The sequence below is a fragment of the Nonomuraea harbinensis genome (genome assembly GCF_019396385.1).
Lineage (GTDB): Bacteria > Actinomycetota > Actinomycetes > Streptosporangiales > Streptosporangiaceae > Nonomuraea > Nonomuraea ferruginea.
Genome location: NZ_JAHKRN010000030.1, coordinates 73,164 through 93,362, shown reverse-complemented (window position 1 = coordinate 93,362; position 20,199 = coordinate 73,164). Strand labels below are relative to the sequence as shown.

24 protein-coding genes, 2 tRNA genes and 1 riboswitch are annotated in these 20,199 nt (G+C 70.8%); of the genes, 16 read left to right on the top strand and 10 right to left on the bottom strand.

Annotation, left to right across the window (positions count from 1 at the left end):
• Positions 1-54 precede the first annotated feature (54 nt).
• The 6 genes from KME79_RS27855 to KME79_RS27830 all read left to right on the top strand — a co-directional run bounded on the left by KME79_RS27855 (position 55) and on the right by KME79_RS27830 (position 4,435).
• Positions 55-717, top strand: a complete 663-nt coding sequence (locus KME79_RS27855) for a DUF2637 domain-containing protein (RefSeq protein ID WP_219547095.1) — start codon at positions 55-57, stop codon at positions 715-717.
• Positions 714-1,130, top strand: a complete 417-nt coding sequence (locus KME79_RS27850; RefSeq protein ID WP_219547094.1) for a hypothetical protein — start codon at positions 714-716, stop codon at positions 1,128-1,130. Before KME79_RS27855 ends, KME79_RS27850 begins: the two co-directional genes overlap by 4 nt.
• Positions 1,127-1,291 (top strand): hypothetical protein, encoded by a 165-nt coding sequence (locus tag KME79_RS27845; protein ID WP_219547092.1) that lies wholly within the window; start codon positions 1,127-1,129, stop codon positions 1,289-1,291. Before KME79_RS27850 ends, KME79_RS27845 begins: the two co-directional genes overlap by 4 nt.
• Positions 1,292-1,741: 450 nt before the next feature.
• A complete protein-coding gene (locus KME79_RS27840) occupies positions 1,742-3,106 on the top strand; it encodes a replication initiator (protein WP_308249074.1) in 1,365 nt (454 codons plus the stop codon).
• Positions 3,096-3,281, top strand: a complete 186-nt coding sequence (locus KME79_RS27835) for a helix-turn-helix domain-containing protein (protein ID WP_219547091.1) — start codon at positions 3,096-3,098, stop codon at positions 3,279-3,281. Before KME79_RS27840 ends, KME79_RS27835 begins: the two co-directional genes overlap by 11 nt.
• Positions 3,278-4,435 (top strand): tyrosine-type recombinase/integrase, encoded by a 1,158-nt coding sequence (locus tag KME79_RS27830; RefSeq protein WP_219547089.1) that lies wholly within the window; start codon positions 3,278-3,280, stop codon positions 4,433-4,435. The genes KME79_RS27835 and KME79_RS27830 overlap by 4 nt, the downstream gene beginning before the upstream one ends.
• A 67-nt stretch (positions 4,436-4,502) precedes the next feature.
• On the opposite strand, the gene KME79_RS27825 is transcribed toward KME79_RS27830, so the two are convergent.
• Positions 4,503-4,576: transfer RNA gene (locus tag KME79_RS27825), tRNA-Pro, on the bottom strand.
• A 90-nt stretch (positions 4,577-4,666) separates the two neighbouring features.
• Here KME79_RS27825 and KME79_RS27820 point away from each other — a divergent pair.
• From KME79_RS27820 to KME79_RS27800, 5 genes are all read left to right on the top strand, one after another.
• Positions 4,667-4,740: transfer RNA gene (locus KME79_RS27820), tRNA-Gly, on the top strand.
• A 103-nt stretch (positions 4,741-4,843) separates the two neighbouring features.
• The gene (locus tag KME79_RS27815) at positions 4,844-4,999 is read left to right on the top strand and encodes a hypothetical protein (RefSeq protein ID WP_219547087.1); all 156 of its coding nucleotides are present in this window, start codon (positions 4,844-4,846) and stop codon (positions 4,997-4,999) included.
• A 76-nt stretch (positions 5,000-5,075) separates the two neighbouring features.
• The gene (locus KME79_RS27810; protein ID WP_148029957.1) at positions 5,076-5,708 is read left to right on the top strand and encodes a nucleoside/nucleotide kinase family protein; all 633 of its coding nucleotides are present in this window, start codon (positions 5,076-5,078) and stop codon (positions 5,706-5,708) included.
• 9 nt (positions 5,709-5,717) lie between these two features.
• Positions 5,718-6,608, top strand: a complete 891-nt coding sequence (locus KME79_RS27805) for an LLM class flavin-dependent oxidoreductase (RefSeq protein ID WP_219547085.1) — start codon at positions 5,718-5,720, stop codon at positions 6,606-6,608.
• A gap of 41 nt (positions 6,609-6,649) precedes the next feature.
• Positions 6,650-7,960, top strand: coding sequence for a TrpB-like pyridoxal phosphate-dependent enzyme (locus tag KME79_RS27800; protein ID WP_219547083.1), 1,311 nt, complete (start codon positions 6,650-6,652; stop codon positions 7,958-7,960).
• A gap of 39 nt (positions 7,961-7,999) precedes the next feature.
• Here KME79_RS27800 and KME79_RS47505 read toward each other — a convergent pair whose 3' ends face one another.
• A complete protein-coding gene (locus KME79_RS47505) occupies positions 8,000-8,077 on the bottom strand; it encodes a 50S ribosomal protein bL37 (protein WP_371252575.1) in 78 nt (25 codons plus the stop codon).
• A gap of 142 nt (positions 8,078-8,219) precedes the next feature.
• Here KME79_RS47505 and KME79_RS27795 point away from each other — a divergent pair, with 142 nt between their 5' ends.
• From KME79_RS27795 to KME79_RS27785, 3 genes are all read left to right on the top strand, one after another.
• Positions 8,220-8,999 carry a DeoR/GlpR family DNA-binding transcription regulator gene (locus KME79_RS27795; RefSeq protein ID WP_148029954.1) on the top strand — a complete coding sequence of 260 codons (780 nt, stop codon included), beginning with the start codon at positions 8,220-8,222 and terminating at the stop codon, positions 8,997-8,999.
• Positions 8,996-10,078, top strand: coding sequence for a galactose-1-phosphate uridylyltransferase (galT, locus tag KME79_RS27790; protein ID WP_219547081.1), 1,083 nt, complete (start codon positions 8,996-8,998; stop codon positions 10,076-10,078). The genes KME79_RS27795 and galT overlap by 4 nt, the downstream gene beginning before the upstream one ends.
• Positions 10,079-10,148: 70 nt before the next feature.
• A riboswitch (cyclic di-AMP (ydaO/yuaA leader) is annotated at positions 10,149-10,288 on the top strand.
• Positions 10,289-10,293: 5 nt separating this feature from the next.
• Positions 10,294-11,256 (top strand): coiled-coil domain-containing protein, encoded by a 963-nt coding sequence (locus tag KME79_RS27785; RefSeq protein ID WP_219547079.1) that lies wholly within the window; start codon positions 10,294-10,296, stop codon positions 11,254-11,256.
• Between the two features lie 17 nt (positions 11,257-11,273).
• Here KME79_RS27785 and KME79_RS27780 read toward each other — a convergent pair whose 3' ends face one another.
• The 5 genes from KME79_RS27780 to KME79_RS27760 all read right to left on the bottom strand — a co-directional run bounded on the left by KME79_RS27780 (position 11,274) and on the right by KME79_RS27760 (position 15,394).
• Positions 11,274-11,918 carry a response regulator transcription factor gene (locus tag KME79_RS27780; RefSeq protein WP_219547077.1) on the bottom strand — a complete coding sequence of 215 codons (645 nt, stop codon included), beginning with the start codon at positions 11,916-11,918 and terminating at the stop codon, positions 11,274-11,276.
• Positions 11,915-13,171 carry a sensor histidine kinase gene (locus KME79_RS27775; RefSeq protein WP_219547075.1) on the bottom strand — a complete coding sequence of 419 codons (1,257 nt, stop codon included), beginning with the start codon at positions 13,169-13,171 and terminating at the stop codon, positions 11,915-11,917. Before KME79_RS27775 ends, KME79_RS27780 begins: the two co-directional genes overlap by 4 nt.
• A gap of 36 nt (positions 13,172-13,207) precedes the next feature.
• Positions 13,208-13,981 carry an ABC transporter permease gene (locus KME79_RS27770; protein WP_219547073.1) on the bottom strand — a complete coding sequence of 258 codons (774 nt, stop codon included), beginning with the start codon at positions 13,979-13,981 and terminating at the stop codon, positions 13,208-13,210.
• A gap of 20 nt (positions 13,982-14,001) precedes the next feature.
• The gene (locus tag KME79_RS27765; protein ID WP_219547071.1) at positions 14,002-14,916 is read right to left on the bottom strand and encodes an ABC transporter ATP-binding protein; all 915 of its coding nucleotides are present in this window, start codon (positions 14,914-14,916) and stop codon (positions 14,002-14,004) included.
• Positions 14,917-15,070: 154 nt separating this feature from the next.
• A complete protein-coding gene (locus KME79_RS27760; protein ID WP_219547069.1) occupies positions 15,071-15,394 on the bottom strand; it encodes a hypothetical protein in 324 nt (107 codons plus the stop codon).
• Between the two features lie 115 nt (positions 15,395-15,509).
• On the opposite strand from KME79_RS27760, the gene KME79_RS27755 reads away from it, so the two are divergent.
• Both KME79_RS27755 and KME79_RS27750 read left to right on the top strand, forming a co-directional pair.
• Positions 15,510-16,163 (top strand): response regulator transcription factor, encoded by a 654-nt coding sequence (locus tag KME79_RS27755; protein WP_148029947.1) that lies wholly within the window; start codon positions 15,510-15,512, stop codon positions 16,161-16,163.
• Complete coding sequence (locus KME79_RS27750) at positions 16,160-17,257, top strand: sensor histidine kinase (RefSeq protein WP_219547067.1); 1,098 nt, start codon at positions 16,160-16,162, stop codon at positions 17,255-17,257. Before KME79_RS27755 ends, KME79_RS27750 begins: the two co-directional genes overlap by 4 nt.
• 9 nt (positions 17,258-17,266) lie before the next feature.
• Here KME79_RS27750 and KME79_RS27745 read toward each other — a convergent pair whose 3' ends face one another.
• The 3 genes from KME79_RS27745 to KME79_RS27735 form a co-directional block, all read right to left on the bottom strand.
• The gene (locus KME79_RS27745) at positions 17,267-17,620 is read right to left on the bottom strand and encodes an MmcQ/YjbR family DNA-binding protein (RefSeq protein ID WP_219547065.1); all 354 of its coding nucleotides are present in this window, start codon (positions 17,618-17,620) and stop codon (positions 17,267-17,269) included.
• A gap of 5 nt (positions 17,621-17,625) precedes the next feature.
• Positions 17,626-18,930 carry a M50 family metallopeptidase gene (locus tag KME79_RS27740; protein WP_219547063.1) on the bottom strand — a complete coding sequence of 435 codons (1,305 nt, stop codon included), beginning with the start codon at positions 18,928-18,930 and terminating at the stop codon, positions 17,626-17,628.
• A 97-nt stretch (positions 18,931-19,027) separates the two neighbouring features.
• Positions 19,028-20,140 carry a PP2C family protein-serine/threonine phosphatase gene (locus KME79_RS27735; RefSeq protein WP_148029943.1) on the bottom strand — a complete coding sequence of 371 codons (1,113 nt, stop codon included), beginning with the start codon at positions 20,138-20,140 and terminating at the stop codon, positions 19,028-19,030.
• Between the last annotated feature and the right edge of the window lie 59 nt (positions 20,141-20,199).

Below are 20,199 nucleotides of genomic sequence, written 5' to 3'. Positions count from 1 at the left end.
ATCACGCCAAGTCCCTACCCCACCCATGCCCGAAACCGAAGGGAGGTGCCTGCCATGAGCCGCATCCGCTCACGCCTGCTCGACACCGGCCCCGTGATCGTCCTGGCGGTGATCGCCGCTGTCGGCTCCTTCACCCACATCAGCGACCTGGCCGCCCGGCACGGGCAACGCGGCTGGCAGTCCTGGGCGGTCGCCGTGTGCATCGACCTGATGTGCGTGATGGCCGCCCGCGAACTCCAACGCGACAAGCGCACCGGCCGCCACCGAGGCCGCCTCATCTCGTGGCCCGCGCTCGTGCTGACCGGCGGCATTGTGCTCACCCTGGCCGCCAACCTGGCCACCGCACACCCGAGCGTGTGGGGCTGGATCACCGCCGCCACCCCAGCCGTGGCCTTCCTCGTCGCGGTCTCCATGCTGGAGCGCCGCGCCGCCCACCGGCCACCTGAGCCCGATGAGCCGGTGACCGAGGACAACGCCAGTACGGCCGAAATGGTCGAGCTGGTCGCCTCCGACGTGCCCGCGCTGGACGCCGCCCCTCACCCGGCCGAGCACGGGCCGTCGCCGGCACTTCTGACCTACGCCCGCCGCCTGGCCAACGACCACCAGGCCACCCACCACCGCCCCATCACCGGCGAACACCTCGCCGCCCGCATGCACGTCTCCGCCGACCTGGCCACAGACCTGCTCACCCAGATCAGAAGGGAACCCATCACATGACCAACCCCACCCCGAACGAGCTGACCGAAGCCGCCCGCGCCTGGGCCCGAGGCTCCTACGCCCTGGAAGCCGCCGTCGAGCTGCTCATCCGCCACGGCGTCTGGCTGACCCACAGGGAGTTCCGCCGCTACGCCATCGACTACGTCACCGCCACCTACACCCGTGTCCCCTACGCGGTCATCGACTGGCAGGCCGCGCACATCGCGCTCAACCGAGGCTGCATGCCCTGCTCCGGCTCCGAGGCCGCCATCCTGCGCATCGCCCTCTCGCTGGCCGACGGCCTGCCGGTCGAGCTCGGCCCCGCCATCACCGGCCTGGACACCACCAACCTCGCCCACGTCCTGGCCGCCATCGCCCACGCCAGCGGCAACCGGGTCGCCTGGATCACCAAGGAAGGAGAAGGCCCCCGATGACGACCAAACGCACCCCCCGCAGCCGCGCCAAGAAGCCCGTCTGCCCAACCTGCCAAGACCAGGGCCAGGTGGAGACCTTCCAGATCATCGGACGCGGCAAGAACACCACCCGCATCGACACCTGGGCCCTGTGCCTGGACTGCTGCGGCGCCCACTCGTGACCCGCTTGCCGTGCCCGTTCTGCACCTGCTGCGCGCGCTACGGCTGCGACTTCGACGGCGACCCGCCCGACTGCGACACCACCACACCGGACGAGCCCTGCCCCTGCACACCGCAAGGAGGTGAACCCGAATGATCCACTACTACGCCTGCGCCACCTGCAACGGCACCGGCCTGTACGACGACGACACCTGCCCCGGCTGCTCCGGCACCGGCATCGACCTCGACAACCGGGACTGACCCCGGCGACGCCACCACGGGACGGCTCAAGCCTGGCAGCCCGCCGTCCCCTGGGGCGTCACCCTCCGCACTCAACGAAGGAACTCCAGTATGCGCCACCGGCCCTGCCCGGAATGTGACGGATACGGCTCCGTCCACGTCCGCTCAACCCGCACCCACCACCTGATCACCATCTACCGCCCGTGCTGCGAAGGCAGCGGAGAGGAGGCTCAGTGACCGAAACACCCGCCCAGCCCGGCGACCTCATCGGCCCCGTCATCCGGGACCTGGCCCGCCGCTCCAACCACGACGTGACCCGCTGGCTTCACCAGGTCGACCGGCTCCGCGGCTGCACCGACCCGATCCGCCTGACCGGCGAGTCCACCACCCTGCACGGCACCACCGGCGAACTCCTGCACACCTACACCACCCACGACGAACCACATGGCCAACTCTTGATCCGCTGCGGCAACCGCCGCGCCTCGCGCTGCCCGGCCTGCGCCGAGACCTACCGCCAAGACACCTTCCACCTCATCCGCGCGGGCCTGCTCGGCGGAACCAAAGGAGTCCCGGAGATCGTCCGCACCCACCCGAAAGTGCTCGCCACCCTGACCGCCCCGTCCTTCGGCCCCGTCCACCGAGGCCCCGACAAGGACGGCACGCTCAACCTCTGTCACCCGCGCCGGACCGGCCCGTCCTGCTTCACCCGCCACCAGAAGGGAGACCCGACCATCGGCCAACCGCTCGATCCCGACACCTACGACCACACCGGCCACGTCCTGTGGAACGCCCACGCCGCCGCCCTGTGGCACCGCTTCACCATCTACCTCCGCCAGCACCTGGCCGCCGCCACCGGCCTGACCCGCAAGGAGTTCGCCCGCATCACCCGCCTGTCCTTCGCCAAGGTCGCCGAATACCAGGCCCGGGGCATCGTCCACTTCCACGCCGTCATCCGCCTCGACGGCCGCAACGACGACGCCCTCACCGCACCGCCCGCCTGGGCCACCCTCGACCTGCTCACCACCGCCATCACCTCCGCCGCCAAGGCCGTCCGCCTGCCCGCCCCGGAGACCGGGCGACCGCTCACCTGGGGCGCCATCGATGTCCGCCCGATCCAATCCGCCGGCCTCGACGCCGATGCCCTGTCCGAGGTCGCCGTCGCGGGCTACATCGCCAAGTACGCCACCAAGGCCGCCGAGACCTCCGGCACCCTGGACCGTCGCGTCACCCGGCAAGACCTCGCCCGCCTGCACACCCACGGCGTCACCGACCACGCCGCCCGCCTGATCCGCACCGCCTGGGACCTCGGCAACACCGACACTCACCCGGACCTGGCCCCGCTCCGGCTGCGCCAGTGGGCTCACATGCTCGGCTTCCGAGGCCACTTCTCCACCAAGAGCCGCGCCTACTCCACCACCCTGACCGCCCTACGCCGCGTCCGCCTGGAATACCGCCAGGCCCAAGAACTGCAACGCCTGCCCTACGACCCGACCAGCACCCTCGTCCTCGCCCACTGGAAGTACGCCGGACAAGGCTTCACACCCGGCGAATCCGCCCTGGCCGCCAGGATCAACGAAGGAGGCAAGCATGGCCGATGACGTCCAGCTCTACCGCGTTCCTGACGCCATGCTGAAGCTCCGCATGAGCCGCAGCGTGATCTACGAACAGTTGCGCTCCGGCCGCCTCCGCTCGGTCAAGCAGGGCCGCTGCCGCCTGATCCCGGAGAGCGCCCTCCGCGAGTACATCACCCTGTTGCAGCAGGAGGCGTCATGACCAAACGCCGTAGCCGTGGGGACGGCGGCCTGCACTGGGACGAGTCCCGCCAGCGCTGGATCGCCTCGGTCACGGTCGGCTACACCCCGGCCGGAAAGCGCATCGTCAAGAAGGCCAGCGGCAAGACCAAGACCGCCGCCAAGGACAAGCTCAAAGAGATCGTCCGGGACTACGAGGATGGGCTCGCCATCGCTCCCGGGGACTACACCGTCGAACGGGCCGTGAACGACTGGCTGGCCTACGGCCTGAACGGTCGCGATCCGCGAACGGTGGAGTCCTACACGATTCTGTGCCGGAAGCACGTCATCCCCGCCCTGGGCAAGCGCAAGCTGCGCGACCTCAGCGCCGAGGACGTGGACAGGTGGCTGGCGGACAAAGCGAAGACGCTCAGCACCCGTACCTTGCAGATCATCCGGTCATGCCTGAATCGCTCCCTCAAACGGGCGATGGCCCGCGACAAGGTCAAACGGAACGTGGTGGAGCTGTGTTCAGTGCCCGTTGGAAAGGCGGGTCGCCCTTCCAAAGCGCTGACGTTCGCCCAGGCGGACGCCGTACTCAAAGCTGCGGACGGAACAAGGCTGTACGCCTACGTAGTGGTGTCCCTGCTCACTGGAGCGCGTACGGAGGAACTCAGGGCCCTGACGTGGGATCACGTCGATCTGCAAGGAGATCCGAAGGCCGTCCCGCCCGTGCCGCCGCATGTGGCGGTGTGGCGGTCGGTCCGTGCGGGCGGCGACACGAAGACACAGAAGTCCCGGCGCACGCTCGCCCTGCCTCGACGCTGCGTGGAGGTGCTCCGGCTGCATCGGGAGGAGCAGCGCCGCGAGCAGGGAGACTCCTGGACCATCGGAGGACTGGTGTTCGCCTCGTCGGCCGGTACGGAGCTGGACGCCTCGAACGTCCGGCGTGCCTTCCGCGTCGTCATCAGGGATGCCAAGGGCTTGAACCCCGCCGAGTGGACGCCCCGCGAACTGCGCCACAGCTTCGTCTCGCTGCTCTCGGACAACGGCATCCCGCTGGAAGAGATCTCCCGGCTCGTCGGCCACAGCAGCACGGCCGTGACCGAGGCCGTCTACCGCAAGCAGATCCGGCCCGTCCTTCAAGCCGGTGCTATGGCCATGGACCGCATCTTCGAGAGCCGCGCGGAGCTGTAGTCACTCACTTAGTCACTCAGAAGGCCACTCCCGAATCCGGGGGTGGCCTTCGTGCTGGTCAGGCAAGTCGGGGCGACAGGATTTGAACCTGCGACTTCTTGCTCCCAAAGCAAGCGCGCTGCCAAGCTGCGCCACGCCCCGTGGCGCCGGGGTACGCACGCGCTCCGGGACTCCGGTACGCTTACGCCCTGACGACCGGATGCAGTCTAGACCAGACTTCGACCGGTTCGCGCGGACGTAGCTCAATGGTAGAGCCCTAGTCTTCCAAACTAGCTACGCGGGTTCGATTCCCGTCGTCCGCTCCACAAGCGAAGGCCCAGGTCAGGGAGACGATCCCGCCGCCTGGGCCTTGCTGTTGTCTGATGGAACCTCGGGTCGCCTATGATCAGCACGACGGCAGGAGGCCCCGTGATCTTCCATCCGTACGCGCTCTGCGCCCTCGTCATCATGCTCGGCGGAGTCGCCCTGTTCGTCGTGATGAGCATCCATCTCTGGAAGCTGTTCTGCGGAAGCGCCCCCGGCGGGGACACTCGGCTCTCGGACGATCGCGAAGACTCCAGGTAGTCAGTGGCCGGGGTGAAGCCAGTGCGATCTCGGTGAGGCCCGCCGTCCTGGAGCGGGCGGCTCGTAGGCTCGGGTGATGGGTGTACGACCGATCTCGGCCGAGGGGCTGGCCGAGGAGCTCGCCGACAGGGTCGCGGGGTGGCCGCGCGAGGCGTGGGTGCGGGTGGTGGTCGACGGGGCGCCGGCGGCCGGGCCGGGTGAGCTGGCCGATCGGCTCGCGGGGCCGTTGCGGGTGCGCGGGCGGGAGGTGCTGCGGGTGTCCGCGGACGACTTCCTGCGGCCCGCGTCGCTGCGGCTGGAGTTCGGGCGTACGGATCCGGACGTGTTCTACGACGAGTGGCTCGACACCGGGGCGCTGCTGCGCGAGGTGCTGGAGCCGCTGGGGCCGGGGCGCTCGGGGAGGGTGCTGCCCGCCCTGTGGGACAGCGGGGCCGACCGCGCCTACCGCGTGCCGTACCGGACGCTGCCGCCCGGCGGGGTGCTGCTGCTCGACGGCACGCTGCTGCTGGGCCGGGGGCTGCCGGTCGAGCTGGCCGTGCACGTGTGGCTGTCCAGGGGCGCGCTGGAACGCCGCACGCCCGCGGAGGAGCGGTGGCGGTTGCCGGCGTACGAGCGGTACGAGCGCGAGGTGCGGCCGCAGGAGGCCGCGGATGTGGTGGTACGCGCGGACCATCCGGATCGGCTGGCGATCCGGGCCGTGAACGGGTAGGTGACGGTTATGGCTGATTATGGACGTCCGCTGGAGTTCGGCTACTTCCTGGTGCCCTATGCCGATGATCCGCTGGTCGAGTACGCGCGGCTGGCCGACGAACTGGGGCTGGACCTGATCGGTGTGCAGGATCACCCGTACCAGCGGCGCTACGTGGAGACCTGGACGCTGCTGAGCGTGATCGCCACGGCCACCGAGCGGGTGCGGGTGTTCCCTGACGTGGCCAGCCTGCCGATGCGGCAGCCGGCCGTGCTCGCCAAGGCGGCGGCCAGCCTCGACCTGCTCAGCGGCGGCCGGGTCGAGCTGGGGCTGGGCGCCGGGGCGTTCTGGGACGCGATCGAGGCGTACGGAGGAGCGCGGCGCACGCCCGGGCAGGCGATCGGCGCGCTGGAGGAGGCCGTCGCGGTCGTCAGGGCGATCTGGAGCGGCGAGCGCAACCGGCGGTTCGACGGCGAGCACTACCGGCTCAGCGGCGCCCAGGCGGGGCCTGAGCCCGCGCACCCGATGGAGATCTGGCTCGGCGTCGGCGGGCCGCGGGCGCTCGCGCTCACCGGCAGGGCCGCCGACGGGTGGCTGCCGTCCTCGTCGTGGGCGCCGCCGGAGCGGTTGCCCGAGCTGCAGGCGCGCATCGACGAGGCCGCGGAGAAGGCGGATCGCCGGCCGCGGGACGTGCGCAGGCTCTACAACGTCAACGGCACCATCACCGGAGGCCCGAGCGAGGGCTTCCTCAAGGGCCCGGCCGGGCAGTGGGTGGACGAGCTGACCGACCTGGCGGTGGCCTACGGGATGGACACGTTCATCCTGTGGCCGGAGGGCGACCAGCGGGAGCAGCTGACCAGGTTCGCCGAGGAGGTCGTGCCGGAGGTGCGCCGCCAGGTCGACGCGGAGCGACGCGCCTGACGGGACTGGATCGTGACCGGCGGCGGGAGCAGACTGGGACGATGATCCCCAGCAACTGGTACAACATCGTTCCCGATCTGCCCGTCCCGCCTCCCCCGCCGCTGCACCCGGCGACCAGGCAGCCGATCGGTCCCGATGACCTGGCGCCGCTGTTCCCGATGGAGCTCATCCGTCAGGAGGTCGGCCAGGAGCGGTACGTGCCCATTCCCCAGGAAGTGCTCGACGTCTACCGGCTGTGGCGGCCGACCCCGCTCATGCGGGCCCGCAACCTGGAGAAGTCGCTGGGCACGCCGGCGCGCATCTACTACAAGTACGAGGGCGTCTCCCCGGCCGGCTCGCACAAGCCGAACACGGCCGTCCCGCAGGCGTTCTACAACGCCCAGGAGGGCGTGCGCAGGCTCACCACCGAGACGGGCGCCGGGCAGTGGGGCAGCTCGCTGGCCTTCGCCTGCGCCCAGTTCGGCCTCGACTGCGAGATCTGGATGGTGCGCGCCTCCTACGACCAGAAGCCGTACCGTTCGGCGCTGATGCGCGTGTACGGGGCGAGCGTGCACGCGAGCCCGTCGCCCGTGACGCAGGCCGGCAGCAAGGTGCTGGCCGAGTACCCCGGCTCCCCCGGCAGCCTGGGCATCGCGATCAGCGAGGCGGTCGAGGTCGCCGCGTCGGCCGACGACACCCGGTACGCGCTCGGGTCGGTGCTCAACCACGTGCTCATGCACCAGACGGTGATCGGCGAGGAGGCGCTGGGGCAGCTGGAGGAGATGCCGGACGTCATCGTCGGCTGCACCGGCGGCGGGTCGAACTTCGGCGGCCTGGTCTTCCCGTTCCTGCGCGAGAAGCTGGCCGGGAAGATCGACCCGGTCATCCGGGCCGTCGAGCCGGAGGCGTGCCCGTCGTTCACGCGCGGCCGCTACGCCTACGACTTCGGCGACACGGCGGGCCTCACCCCGCTCATGAAGATGCACACGCTGGGCCACGACTTCGTGCCCGACCCCATCCACGCGGGCGGGCTGCGCTACCACGGCATGTCGCCGCTGCTGTCGCACATGTACGAGCTGGGGATGTTCGAGGCGGTCACCCGCTCGCAGAGGGAGTGTTTCGAGGCGGGGGTGCGCTTCGCCAGGACGGAGGGCATCCTGCCCGCGCCGGAGCCGACACATGCGCTGGCCGAGACCATCGCGGAGGCGCTGCGCTGCAAGGAGAGCGGGGAGGAGAAGGTGATCCTGACCGCGCTGTGCGGGCACGGCCACTTCGACCTGGCCGCCTACGAGCGCTACCTGTCGGGCGAGATGGAGGACTTCGCGCTGCCGCAGGAGCGCATCGACGAGGCGCTGAGCGGGCTGCCGGCGTGAACGAGGACCCGCCGCCCGCCGGGCGGGCGGCGGGGTCCGTCAGCGCGCGGTGGGGCGCTTGCCGTGGTTGGCCTTCTTCTTCTTGCGTGCTTTGCCTTTGCGTGCGCGCCTGGCCATACGGTCACCTCCCGGTGGTCGGGGTACGGGATCCGACCCAACGTCCCTCTTCACCGGCTTCCCGGCAAGGCCTGGGGTTACCTAACATTCCCCAACATATTCGTGTCATAATTTGGTGGAATCTGTTGGAAGGAGCGGGGGCGTGCTCGCACAGCAGCGCCAGCAGGCGATCCTCGAACGCGTGCGCAGCAAGGGCGGTGTCCGGGTGGCCGACCTCGTGCGCGAGCTCGGCGTCTCCGACATGACCATCCGACGCGACCTGGAGGTGCTCGCCGACCGGGGGCTGCTGGAGAAGGTCCACGGCGGCGCCACCGCGGTCGGCCCCGGCTCCACCGAGGAGCCCGGCTTCACCGCCAAGTCGGCCAGGCAGCAGCAGGAGAAGGAGGCCATCGCGCGCCGCGCGGCCCAGCTCGTGCGCCCCGGCACCGCGGTCGCCCTGTCCGCCGGCACCACCACCTGGGCGCTGGCCCACCATCTGATCGGCGTGCCCGAGCTCACCGTGATCACCAACTCGATCCCGGTGGCCGACGTCTTCCACCGCAACGCCCGCGCCGACCGCACGGTCGTGCTCACCGGCGGCGTGCGCACCCCCTCCGACGCGCTCGTCGGCCCGGTCGCGGTGGCCGCGATCCGCCGCCTGCACGTCGACACGCTCTTCCTCGGGGTGCACGGGATGAGCCTGCGCGCCGGGTTCACCACTCCCAACCTGCTGGAGTCCGAGACCGACCGTGAGCTGGTCAGCGCCGCGCACCGGCTCGTGGTGCCGGCCGACCACACCAAGTGGAACACGGTCGGCATCAGCACCATCGCCGAGCTGACGGAGGCCGACGTGGTCATCAGCGACGCGGGGCTGCCCGAGGAGGCACGCAGGGAGCTGGCCGACAGGGCCGGAGAGTTGATCATCGCAGAGGGGGCGGCGTGAAGCGCACCATCACCGAGCTGGCCGACGGCCGGGAGCTCATCTACTTCGACCGGAGCGACGGCGCCGACCGCAGCGCGATCGACCGGCGGCCGCTGGACCCGCGGCCGGTGGCGTCGGAGCTGCGCTACGACCCGCTGACCGAGGAGTGGATCGCGATGGCGGGCCACCGGCAGACCCGGACGTTCCTGCCGCCGCCCGACGAGTGCCCGCTGTGCCCGTCGTCCGACACGCGTGCGTCGGAGATCCCGGCGTACGACTACGACGTGGTCGTGTTCGAGAACCGCTTCCCCTCCTTCTCCGGCAATCTCGGGACTTATCAGGATGTCGGAGGGCTGAGCGAGGTCCGGCCGGGCATGGGGCGGTGCGAGGTGATGTGCTTCACCTCGACGCACGACTCGTCCTTCTCCCAGCTCTCCGACGACCGGGTGGAGCTGGTCATGGAGGCCTGGGCCGACCGTACGGCCGAGCTGTCCGCGCTGGAGGGCGTCGAGCAGGTCTTCTGCTTCGAGAACCGGGGCGAGGAGATCGGCATCACGCTCTTCCACCCGCACGGGCAGATCTACGCGTACCCGTACGTGACGCCGCGCACCAAGCTGCAGCTCGGGGCGGCCCGGCGGTACGCGGAGCGGCGACAGGGCCGCAATCTGTACGCGGACGTGCTGGCCGCCGAGCGGGAGGCCGGGGTCCGGGTGGTGGCGGCCAACGAGCTGTGGACGGCGTTCGTGCCGGCGGCCGCGCGCTGGCCGTTCGAGGTGCACCTCTACCCGCACCGGCAGGTGCCCGACCTGGCGGCGCTGTCGGAGGCCGAGCGGTCCGCGTTCGCCCCGCTCTACACCTCGGTGCTACGCGCCCTGGACGGGCTGTTCGGGGTGCCGATGCCGTACATCTCGGCCTGGCACCAGGCGCCGGTCCGGCAGGACCGCGAGCTGGGCTACCTGCACCTGGAGCTGTTCTCCATCAGGCGGGCCCCGGGCAAGCTGAAGTATCTGGCAGGATCCGAGTCGGCCATGGGCGCGTTCGTCAACGACGTGCTCCCCGAAGAAGCCGCACGCACGCTTCGATCACAGGTAGATCACTAAGAGATTTCCGTTTGACTCGCATTACTTGTGATCTACCACTACTATCCCTTCCAGCACGACCGTAAAGCGCCGTGTGAACATGCCTAATCCTGGGCGAGTTGCCCAGGAGCCGGGGACCCAATCGCACTTGGGGTGAATCCACTTCGGTGGTAGGGAGCGCTCCCGTACCCGAACCCGTCAGCTAACCCGGCCGGCAGAGGGAGAGGACCCATCACGTGGCGGCAGCGTCCCCCGCGCATCTTGCCATCGGTTTCGTCACCGCCGCGGCGGTGCTTTTCACCCCGGCCCTGACCACGTCCGCGGCGGCGGATCCCAAGCCCGGCGAGCAGCAGCTCCGCAGGGAGCTGAAGCAGCTCAACGCCAAGGTCGACAAGCTGATCGAGCGCTACAACCTCAAGCGCGTCGAGCTGGCCGAGGCCCGCAAGGCGGCGGAGGAGGCCGACAAACGGCTGGCCACCGCCGAGCAGACCCTGAGCTCCGCCGAGGACCGGGTCGCCGAGCTGGCCCTGCTGCAGTACCAGAGCGGTGGCATGCAGCTGCCGAGCCTGATCCAGTTGCCCGACGGCCGCAACGCCGCCCTGCTGGCGCAGCTCACGGCCGAGCAGCAGGCGCTGGTCGACAAGGTGGCCGAGGCCCGCGACGAGACGAAGAAGGCGGCCGACGAGGCCACGGCGCTGACCAAGGAGATCGAGTCCGACGCCGCCGAGGTGGCCGGCCAGCGCGAGGAGGCCGAGGGCGTCATCAAGGACATCGAGAAGAAGCTGGAAGATCTGGTGCCGATCGCCACCGGGCTCCGTTCCGACGGCACCTGGGCGCCGCAGCTCCCGTCGGGCGCCGACAACATCACGCCCCGCACCCGGCTGATGAAGACCGAGATCGCGAAGAACTTCGCCCTGCCGTTCAGCGTGGGCTGCTTCCGCTCCGGGTCGAGCGGCGAGCATCCGCTGGGCCGGGCCTGCGACTTCATGATGAGCACCGGCGGCTCGATGCCGTCAGGGACCAACACGGCCCTCGGCGACCGCATCGCCGAATGGGCCGTGCAGAACCGCGGCAAGCTGGGCGTGAAGTACGTGATCTGGAAGCAGCGGATCAACCACGGCTCGGGCTGGAGCGGCATGTCCGACCGGGGCAGCATCACCGAGAACCACTTCGACCACGTGCACATCTCGATGCACTGAGAAGGGGGTCTCCAGCGTCATCGCGGGACGAGCAGCCCTCGGTTGAACGCCTCGGTGACGGCGGCGGCGCGGTCCCCCACGCCCAGCTTGGCGTAGATGTTCAGAAGGTGAGTCTTGACCGTGGCCTCGGTGATGAACAGCCGGGCGGCCGCCTCACGGTTGGTGTTCCCGGCCGCCACGAGTTCGAGGACCTCGAGCTCACGCCGGCTGAGCAGTTGCGGCGCGGGGGTCCTGACCCGGTTCATCAGCCGGGCCGCCACCGAGGGGGACAGCACGCTCTCGCCCTTGGCGGCGGCCCGCGCGCCTCGCAGCAACTCCTCCCGGGGGGAGTCCTTGAGCAGGTAGCCGGTCGCACCCGCCTCGATCGCCGGGAGGACGTGGGTGTCGGTGTCGTAGGTCGTCAGGACCAGCACGCGCGCGGTGACGCCCAGCCTGGTCAGCTCGTTGATCGCGGTCAACCCGTCCATGCCCGGCATGCGCAGGTCCATCAGGATCACGTCGGGCCGGAGCTCCTGGGCGAGCCGTACGGCCGCGGCGCCGTCCGCCGCCTCGCCCAGCACCTCGAATCCCGGCGCGGAGGCGAACATGCTGCTCAGCCCGTCCCTGACGACGGGATGGTCGTCCGCGATCAACAACCGGATCGTGGCCGTGTGATCGGTCATGCGTGGCTCCCGGCCGGCAGGGTGGGGACGCAGGCCGAGATCCCGGTGCCGGCGCCGGGCTCGGACTCGATCCGCAGCGTGCCGGACAGTCCTTCGACGCGCTGACGCATGATGGTCAGGCCGAATCCGCCGCCGCGGGGCGGCGGTGACCCGCCGTCGGTGTCGAGACCCGCGGGGTCGAAGCCCTGGCCGTCGTCACGTACGTCCAGCGCGACCTCGTGGTCCAGGTAGGACAGGGTCACGCCGACCCTGGTCGCGTGCGCGTGCTTGGCCACGTTGGCCAGTGCCTCCTGGGCCGTGCGCAGCAGCGCGAACTCGGCCTCCGGTGTCATCGGCAGCGCCGTGCCGGTCGTCGTGACGTGAACGGCGAGCCCGTGCAACCTCGACCACCGGCCGGCGACGTCGGCGAGGGCGTCGCTCAGGCGCGCGGTCCGCAGCGGCTCGGGCCGGAGCGCGTCGACCGAGCGCCGCGCCTCGGCCAGGCTCTCCCTCGCCAGGTTCTTGACGGCGTCGAAGGGCCGGCGCCACGGCGCCGGGACCTCGTGCATCTGCTCGGCCGCCTGGAGCTGCGCGATGATGCCGGTGAGCCCCTGCGCCAGGGTGTCATGGATCTCGCGGGCCATCCGCCGGCGCTCGTCGAGCACGCCCGCCTCCCTGGCCTGGGCGAGCAGCTGGGCGTGCAGGCCGGCGTTCTCGGCGAGCGACGCCTCCAGCAGCCGGTTCGTCCGGCTCAGCTCTCCGAGGGTCTGCTCGCGCCGCTCCTCCTCCTTCTCGGCGAGCCACAGGCCCCAGGCGCAGGCGCACATCATGGCGATGTTGAAGGCGATGACGATCACGGCCAGCGTCAGGCCGAGCGCGTCGGTCGTGGGGATGCTGGACGCCTGCGCCGTACCGGCCAGGACCGCCGTGGCGGCCACCCCCAGCAGCCGCCACGGCCAGCGCAGGACCGTGAAGGAGTAGATGTAGGCGGCGGGAGTGAAGAGCCCGAAGAGGGGGTGACGGATCACCAGGACCGCGGTGATCACGAGCAGCCCCGCGACGAACACCCCCATGGTCCGTGGCCGGCCCCACCAGCCGGGACGCAGGGTGAACATGCCGAGCATCCACGCGGCCGCCAGGGCGCACAGGCCGAGGTCGACGAGCAAGGAGCCCGTCCAGTCCTCCACGACCAGCAGGATCGCGACGAGGAGCGCCAGCAGCGCGTAGGGCACCACGTTGACCAGAAGGAACGGCGGCTGTGGCGAAGTCTTCAAGGCTCCCTCTCCCTTGCCGGATTCTATTCCGGGCGGCTATTCCCAGCGGAACCAGCGGATGGCGACGGACGCGCACACCACCGCGTAGGCCGCCAGGGTCAGCAGCGGCACGACCGACGGGAAGTGACCCTGGTACGCGTCCTGGAACGCCCCCATGCCCGCGCCGAGCGGGGTGTAGTGGGCGATGTCCCGCAGCAGCGGCGGCATCTGCGAGATCGGCACCCACAGTCCGGCGAAGAACATCATCGGGAAGAACAGCACCGTGCCGATCGCCGTGGCCGGGCCGCGCCCGGGCGCGAGCGCGGTGATCAGCAGGCCGATCGCGAGCAGCGCGGCCGCCGCGAGCAGCCAGGCGAGGGCGAAACCGGGAAGGTGCTCCGGCAGGCCGACGCCGAAGCCGAACCCGGCCACCCCGAGGAACAGGACCATCGCGACGACCGCGATGGCGAAGTTGGCCACGAGCTGGGCGGCGAGCACGCGAGCGGGGCCGACCGGTGTGGTGCGCATGCGCCGCAGCACGCCGTTCTCCCGGTATCCCGCGAGCGTGGTCGGCAGGGAGGCCGTGGCCAGGATGGCCAGGTTGAACAGAACCAGAACAGGGACGTAGAGGTCGAAGTACGTCAGGCCGCCGCCGCCCTCCACAGGCGTCCGCAGATCGGAGACGCTGCCGAGGATGACCAGCAGGATCAGCGGGAAGCCGATGCCCCACAGGGGGCCGACCTTGTCCCGGACGCACAACGTGCTCTCGGCCTTGATGAGCCGCCAGGTCGCGGAACCCCGCTCGGCGGTCTTCGATGCTGACATGGGCATGGGGGCCTCTCTCTGATGTGTCACCGGGGGTCGGGACGCTTGCCGGTCAGCCGGACGAACGCGTCCTCCAGGCTCGCCTGCTCGACGCGCAGTTGATGGGCCACGATCTGGTTGCGGGCCAGCACGGTGGTGACGGCGTTGAGCGCGTTGTCGTTGCCGTTGACGATGACCAGCTCTCCCCTACGGGTGACGCCGGAGACGTCGGGCAGGCTCGTCAGCAGGCGGTCGTCCATCGGCCTGGACGGGCGGAACTGGATCCGCTGCCCGGCGCACGCCCGCTCGGTGAGACCGGCCGGGGTGTCCACCATGACGACGCGGCCGGCGTCGATCAGCGCGAGCCGGTCGCACAGCCGCTCGGCCTCCTCCATGAAGTGGGTGACCAGCACGATCGTCACCCCGCGAGAGCGCACGCCCTCGATCAGGTCCCAGGTGTCGCGCCGGGCCTGCGGGTCGAGGCCGGTGGTGAGCTCGTCGAGGATCGCCACCCTGGGGCTGCCGACGAGCGCCAGCGCGATCGAGAGCCGTTGTTTCTGGCCGCCGGACAGCTTGGCGTACCTGGTCTTCGCCTTGTCCGCCAGGCCGAGGCCGTCCAGCAGTCCGCGCCAGTCGGCGGGCTCGGGATAGAAGGAGCTGTAGAGCTCCAGGGCCTCGGCGACCTGGAGCCGCTCGGGGAGGTGGCCGGCCTGCAACTGGACGCCGAGCCGCCGGGTCAGCTCGGCGCGGTCACGGAGAGGGTCCAGCCCGAGCACCTTGATCTCACCGCGATCCGGGGTGCGGAGGCCCTCGACGCACTCCACGGTCGTCGTCTTGCCGGCGCCGTTCGGGCCGAGGATCCCGAAGATCTCACCCTCCTGGACGGTGAGCGAGACGTCGTCGACCGCGATCTTGTCGTCATAGCGTTTGTGGAGGTCGCGTACCTCGATCACTGGTGGCATGCGCGCGTCCCTTCGGTGGTTGGCGCATTCAGCCTGCTACGACCGGCACTTCCGCCGACACCGACCAGGAGACGGGACCTGGCCGCCGGACGGCGGAGGCGGCGATCCACCGATCGGTGGATCGCCGCCCGGACGTAGCCCAGTGCCCTGCGGGTCAGGACGGGAACGGCGGCGCTGTCGGCGCTGCCGGCGCGCCCGGCAACCGGGAACCCGCGGGCAGCAGTGAATCGCACGCTTCGACCGCCGCCCCGTACTTCCCCGACAGGACGTCGACGCGCTCACCCTTGATGTCGAGATTGACCAGCCCGTCCGAGGAGAGCGCGATCTCGGGGAAACCGGGCAGCCCGTGAGCGCGCATGCAGGCGGTGAACTGCTCGCCGTCCCTGACGGGCTCCTCTTCCGAGCCGGCCATCCAGCCCACGCCGGCGGCCAGGACGACGGCGGCCAGGACGAACCTGCTGATCTTCGAGCCGAACATGATGTCTCCGTTTCGGTCGGCCGTGTGTGCCTCCAGGAAAGCCGGGGGCCGGTTACAGGGTCGGAACGGTGACGGTTACCCCGCTGTAACCGGCGATGGGGGCATTCTGGGGATCATGAGGGTGTTGGTGGTCGAAGACCATGAGGAGCTGGCCCTGACGGTCGCGGCGGGGCTGCGCCGCGAGGGCATGGCCGTCGACGTGGTCCTGGACGGCCGGAGCGCGCTCGACCGCACCTCGGTGACCCGTTACGACGTGATCGTGCTCGACCGGGACCTGCCCGGCCTGCACGGTGACGAGGTGTGCGGGTCGCTGGCCGGCGCCGGCTATCCGGCGCGGGTGCTGATGCTCACCGCCGCCGGGACGATCGACGACAGGGTGACGGGGCTCGGCGCGGGCGCCGACGACTACCTGCCCAAGCCGTTCGCCTTCGCCGAGCTGGTCGCCCGGATCCGAGCGCTGGCCAGGCGGTCGCACCGCGCTCTCCCACCGGTGCTCGTCCACGGCGACCTGCGGCTCGACCCGTCCACCCGGATCGCCGTCCGCGACGGGCGCCGGCTGCCGCTGAGTCCCAAGGAGTTCGCCGTCCTGGAACTGCTGCTGACCGCCGGAGGCGCGGTGGTCTCCGCCGAGGAGTTGCTGGAGCGCGGGTGGGACGAGTTCGCCGACCCGTTCACCCACACCGTGAAGGTCACGATCAGCCGGCTGCGCCGCAAGCTCGGCGATCCGCCGCTGATCGAGACGGTCCCGCAGGCGGGATACCGCATATGAGGCGGACCGTACGGCTTCGCCTGACCCTGCTCTACGGTGGCCTGTTCGCGCTGGCCGGGGTCGTGCTGGTCGCGCTCATCTACCTGCTGGTCCAGTACTCGCCCTTCCCTGCACCGCCCGCCGCGCCGGCGCCGCCCGGCGGGTTCGACGTGTCCGTCCGGACGCCCACGGTGGAGCGGGCGGCGGACCCGCTCCGGCTGCTGGTCAACTCCCTGATCGCGCTGGCCTTCATGACGTGCGCGGCGATGGTGCTCGGCTGGCTCATGGCCGGGCGGGTGCTGCGGCCGCTGGGCGAGATGACGGACACCGTCCGGCGCATCACGGCCGACCGGCTCGACCGGCGGCTGGCCGCCTCCGGACCCGACGACGAGCTGAAAAGGCTGGCCGACACCTTCGACGCGCTGCTGGACCGGCTGGAGGCGGCCTTCACCGCGCAGCGCCGGTTCGTCGCCAACGCCTCCCACGAGCTGCGCACGCCGCTGACGCTGCAGCGGGCCATGGCCGAGGTCGCGCTCGCCGACCCCGAGGCCGACGCCCGGGCTCTGCGGGCCGTGCTGGAACGCGTCGTCGCCGCGGGGAAGCATCAGGAACGGCTCATCGAGGCCCTGCTCGTGCTGGCCCGCAGCCAGCAGGGGCTGGACCACCGCCGCCCCCTCGACCTGGCCGCGATCACCGGACAGGCACTCGGCCGCTACGAGGACGCGGAGATCCGCGTCGACTCCTCCCTCCGCCCGGCGCCCGCCTCCGGTGACCCCGCCCTGATCGAGCGCCTGGTCACGAACCTGCTGGACAACGCCGTACGCTACAACGTGCCCGATGGGTGGATCACGGTGGAGACGGCCGGGCGTTCCGGCCGCTCCACCCTCCGGATCTCCAACAGCGGCCCGCTGATCCCGCCCGAACGGGCGCACCTGCTCACGCGGCCCTTCCAGCGCCTGGAGACCGGCAGGAAGGCCGGCGGCGACGGGTCGGGGCTCGGGCTGTCGATCGTGGCCGCCGTCGTCGAGGCCCACCACGGCACGCTGGAGGTCCGGCCGCTGCCGGACGGCGGGCTCGACGTGACCGTCACCTTGGTGCCACCCGGCCGAGCATGAGGGCCGCCGTCAGGGCAGGCGGGCGAGGAGCGACTTGGGCGCCGTCTGCCGGTAGGCGTCGGTGACGAGTTCGGCGATCTCGTCCCAGTCGACGCCCTCGACGTCCAGGTAGACGCCCAGCCAGCCGCGGTGTCCCACGTACGGAGGGCGGAAGAAGCGGGCCGGGTCGTGCCCCACCAGCTCCTCCTGGGCGCCGGGCGGGGCCGCGCACCAGAAGGCCAGCCGGTCGTCGTGGTGGTGGTCGGCGTACATGACGAAAGTCTTCTTGCCGCGCACGAACCAGGTGGGCTCGCCGTGGCTGAGCCGCTCGGTGACCTCGGGCAGGGCCAGGCAGACCGCGCGCAGCCGCTCCAGGGGGTCCATGCGGGTCAGCCGGTGAGGCGCAGCGGGTTGATCAGGTCGGCGTAGACGAGCAGCCCGGCCATGACGATCATGACGATGGCCAGCGCGTACGTCAGCGGCAGCACCTTGGCGATGTCGACGTAGGACGGCTCGGGGCGGCGCAGGATGCGCGCCCAGGCGCGCTTGAGGCCCTCCCACAGCCCGCCGGCGATGTGGCCGCCGTCGAGCGGCAGCAGCGGGATCAGGTTGAACATGCCGATCGCCAGGTTGATGCCGGCCAGCAGGTTGACGAAGACGAACAGCTTCTGCACGCCGGTCAGGTCGGAGGCGAGGATCTCGCCGCCCATGCGGCCCGCGCCGACGACGCCCACCGGGCCCTCGGGATCGCGTTCGGCCCCGGAGAACGCGGCGTCCCAGACGCCGACCATCTTCTCCGGCAGGTTGACCAGCGAGACCGCGACGCGGCCGGTCAGTTCGGCCATGTAGGGGAAGACCGCGCCGAAGCTCTGCTGCTGCATGACCTCGGTCGGCAGCACGCCGAGGAAGCCGACGTTCTTCTCGATCACGTCGGGCTCGCCGGGCTTGGGCCGGTCCTGGGCGATGAGCGTGGTCTGCAGCGTCATGGGCCGGCCGTCGCGGATGATGGCCAGCTCGGCGGGGCCGGCGCCGTGGGAGCGGATGACCCGGGTGGCGTCCTCCCACGTCTCGATCTTGTGGCCGTCGAGGGCGACGAGCTTGTCACCGGCCTTGAGCCCGGCCTGCGAGGCGGGCGTGGGCTGGTCGCCGGGACGGCACTCGGTGCGGTGCTCGCTGATCGGGATGACGCAGGTGTTGGTGTCGGGCGAGACCACCGGCGCGTAGGTGGGCACGCCGATGCCGACCAGCAGGAGGGCGTAGAGGATGAAGGCCAGCACGAAGTTCATCGCGGGGCCGCCGGACATGACGATGACCTTCTGCCACCACTTCTTGCGGTAGAAGACGCGGTTCTCGTCGCCGGGCCTGACCTCCTCCAGGGCCACCTCCCTGGCCTGCTCGATCAGGGCCTGGAACGGCCCGGTGGAGCCGCCGCGCAGCTTGCCGGGATCCTCGCCCGGCTTGGGCGGCAGCATGCCGATCATCCGGATGTAGCCGCCGAGCGGGATCCACTTGACGCCGTACTCGGTCTCGCCCTTGCGGCGGGACCACATCGTGGGCCCGAAGCCGACCATGTACTGGGTCACCTTGATGCCGAAGAGCTTGGCGGGCACCAGGTGGCCGATCTCGTGCAACCCGATGGACGCCATCAGCCCGATGAAGAAGATGGCGATCCCCAGGAGGAAGAGCCAGTCCATATACGCGCGCTCCAGACCGGACGATTCGACGTCCCAAGCGTAGTCGAACTCGACGGGCCCGGACGCTTACGTGACATACGGGGTATGCGAAGGACGGCTACGGGCGCCAGATCAGCACCAGCGCGCAGTCGTCGCTGTGGCCCGAGGCCATGGCGTTGACCAGGGCGCGCGCCCCGTCGCGGAACCCGGAGGGCAGCAGCCGCTCGGCCTCGCCGAGCAGCCGGTCGAGCCCGGCGTCGATGTCGCGCCCCGGCTGCTCGATCAGGCCGTCGGTGTAGAGCAGCAGCGCGTCGCCCTTGTGGAGGGTGCCGGTCTCGGGCTCGCAGTGGAGGTCGGGCACCACGCCGAGGACCACGCCCTTGGCGGAGGCGACCTCCCAGTTGCCGGTGCCGGCGTCGAACTTCACGACCGGCGGGTGGCCGGCGGAGGTGATGGTGTAGTCGCCGGTGGCCAGGTCGAGCCGGACGTGCACGGCGGTGACGAACCCCTCGTCGCCGCGCTGGCGGTGGAGGTAGGCGTTGCAGGCGGGCAGGAAGTCGTCGACGGAGCCGAGCAGCCCGCCGAACGTGCCCGACAGCAGCAGCGCTCTGGTGCCGGCGTCGACGCCCTTGCCCGAGACGTCCACCAGCGCGATGTCGACCCGGTCGCCGTCGCGCATGGACACCAGGAAGTCGCCGCCGAAGGAGGAGCCGCCGGCCTGCTTGAGCACGACCTTGCCGCCCCAGTCCTTGGGCAGCGGGGGCAGCTCGCCCTGGCTCTTGAGCCGGTCGCGCAGCTCCAGCAGCATGGCGTCGCCGCGCAGCCCCTGGACGCCGAGCTTGCCGCGGGTGCGGGCCATGAGCAGCGCCAGCACGGCGGTGAACCCGATCGTCACGGCGAGGCCGACGCCGACCCTGCCCGCGCCGAGCGTGACGGCGATGTAACCCAGCGAGACGGCCACCGCGACCAGCAGCGTGACCAGGCTGCGCACCCGCAGCTGCAGGCCGCCGACCAGGGTGACGAGGATGAGCAGCGAGGGCGAGAACCACTCGGTGGAGACCTGGGCCGCGAGCAGCCCGACGACGAGCGTGACCACGGTCAGCGCGACCAGCAGGTTGCGGTCCCTGGCCGCCCCGCGCCTGAGGAACCGGACGAGCTGCACCAGGAACGGCACCCGCACCAGGATCGCGCGGAGCCGTGGCGGGATCAGCGGCGCCGGTCGGGTACTCATGATGCGCTCGACTGTATCGGTCTGGCTCGCGTTTGGGCAGCCGACTTGACCAGAGCCTT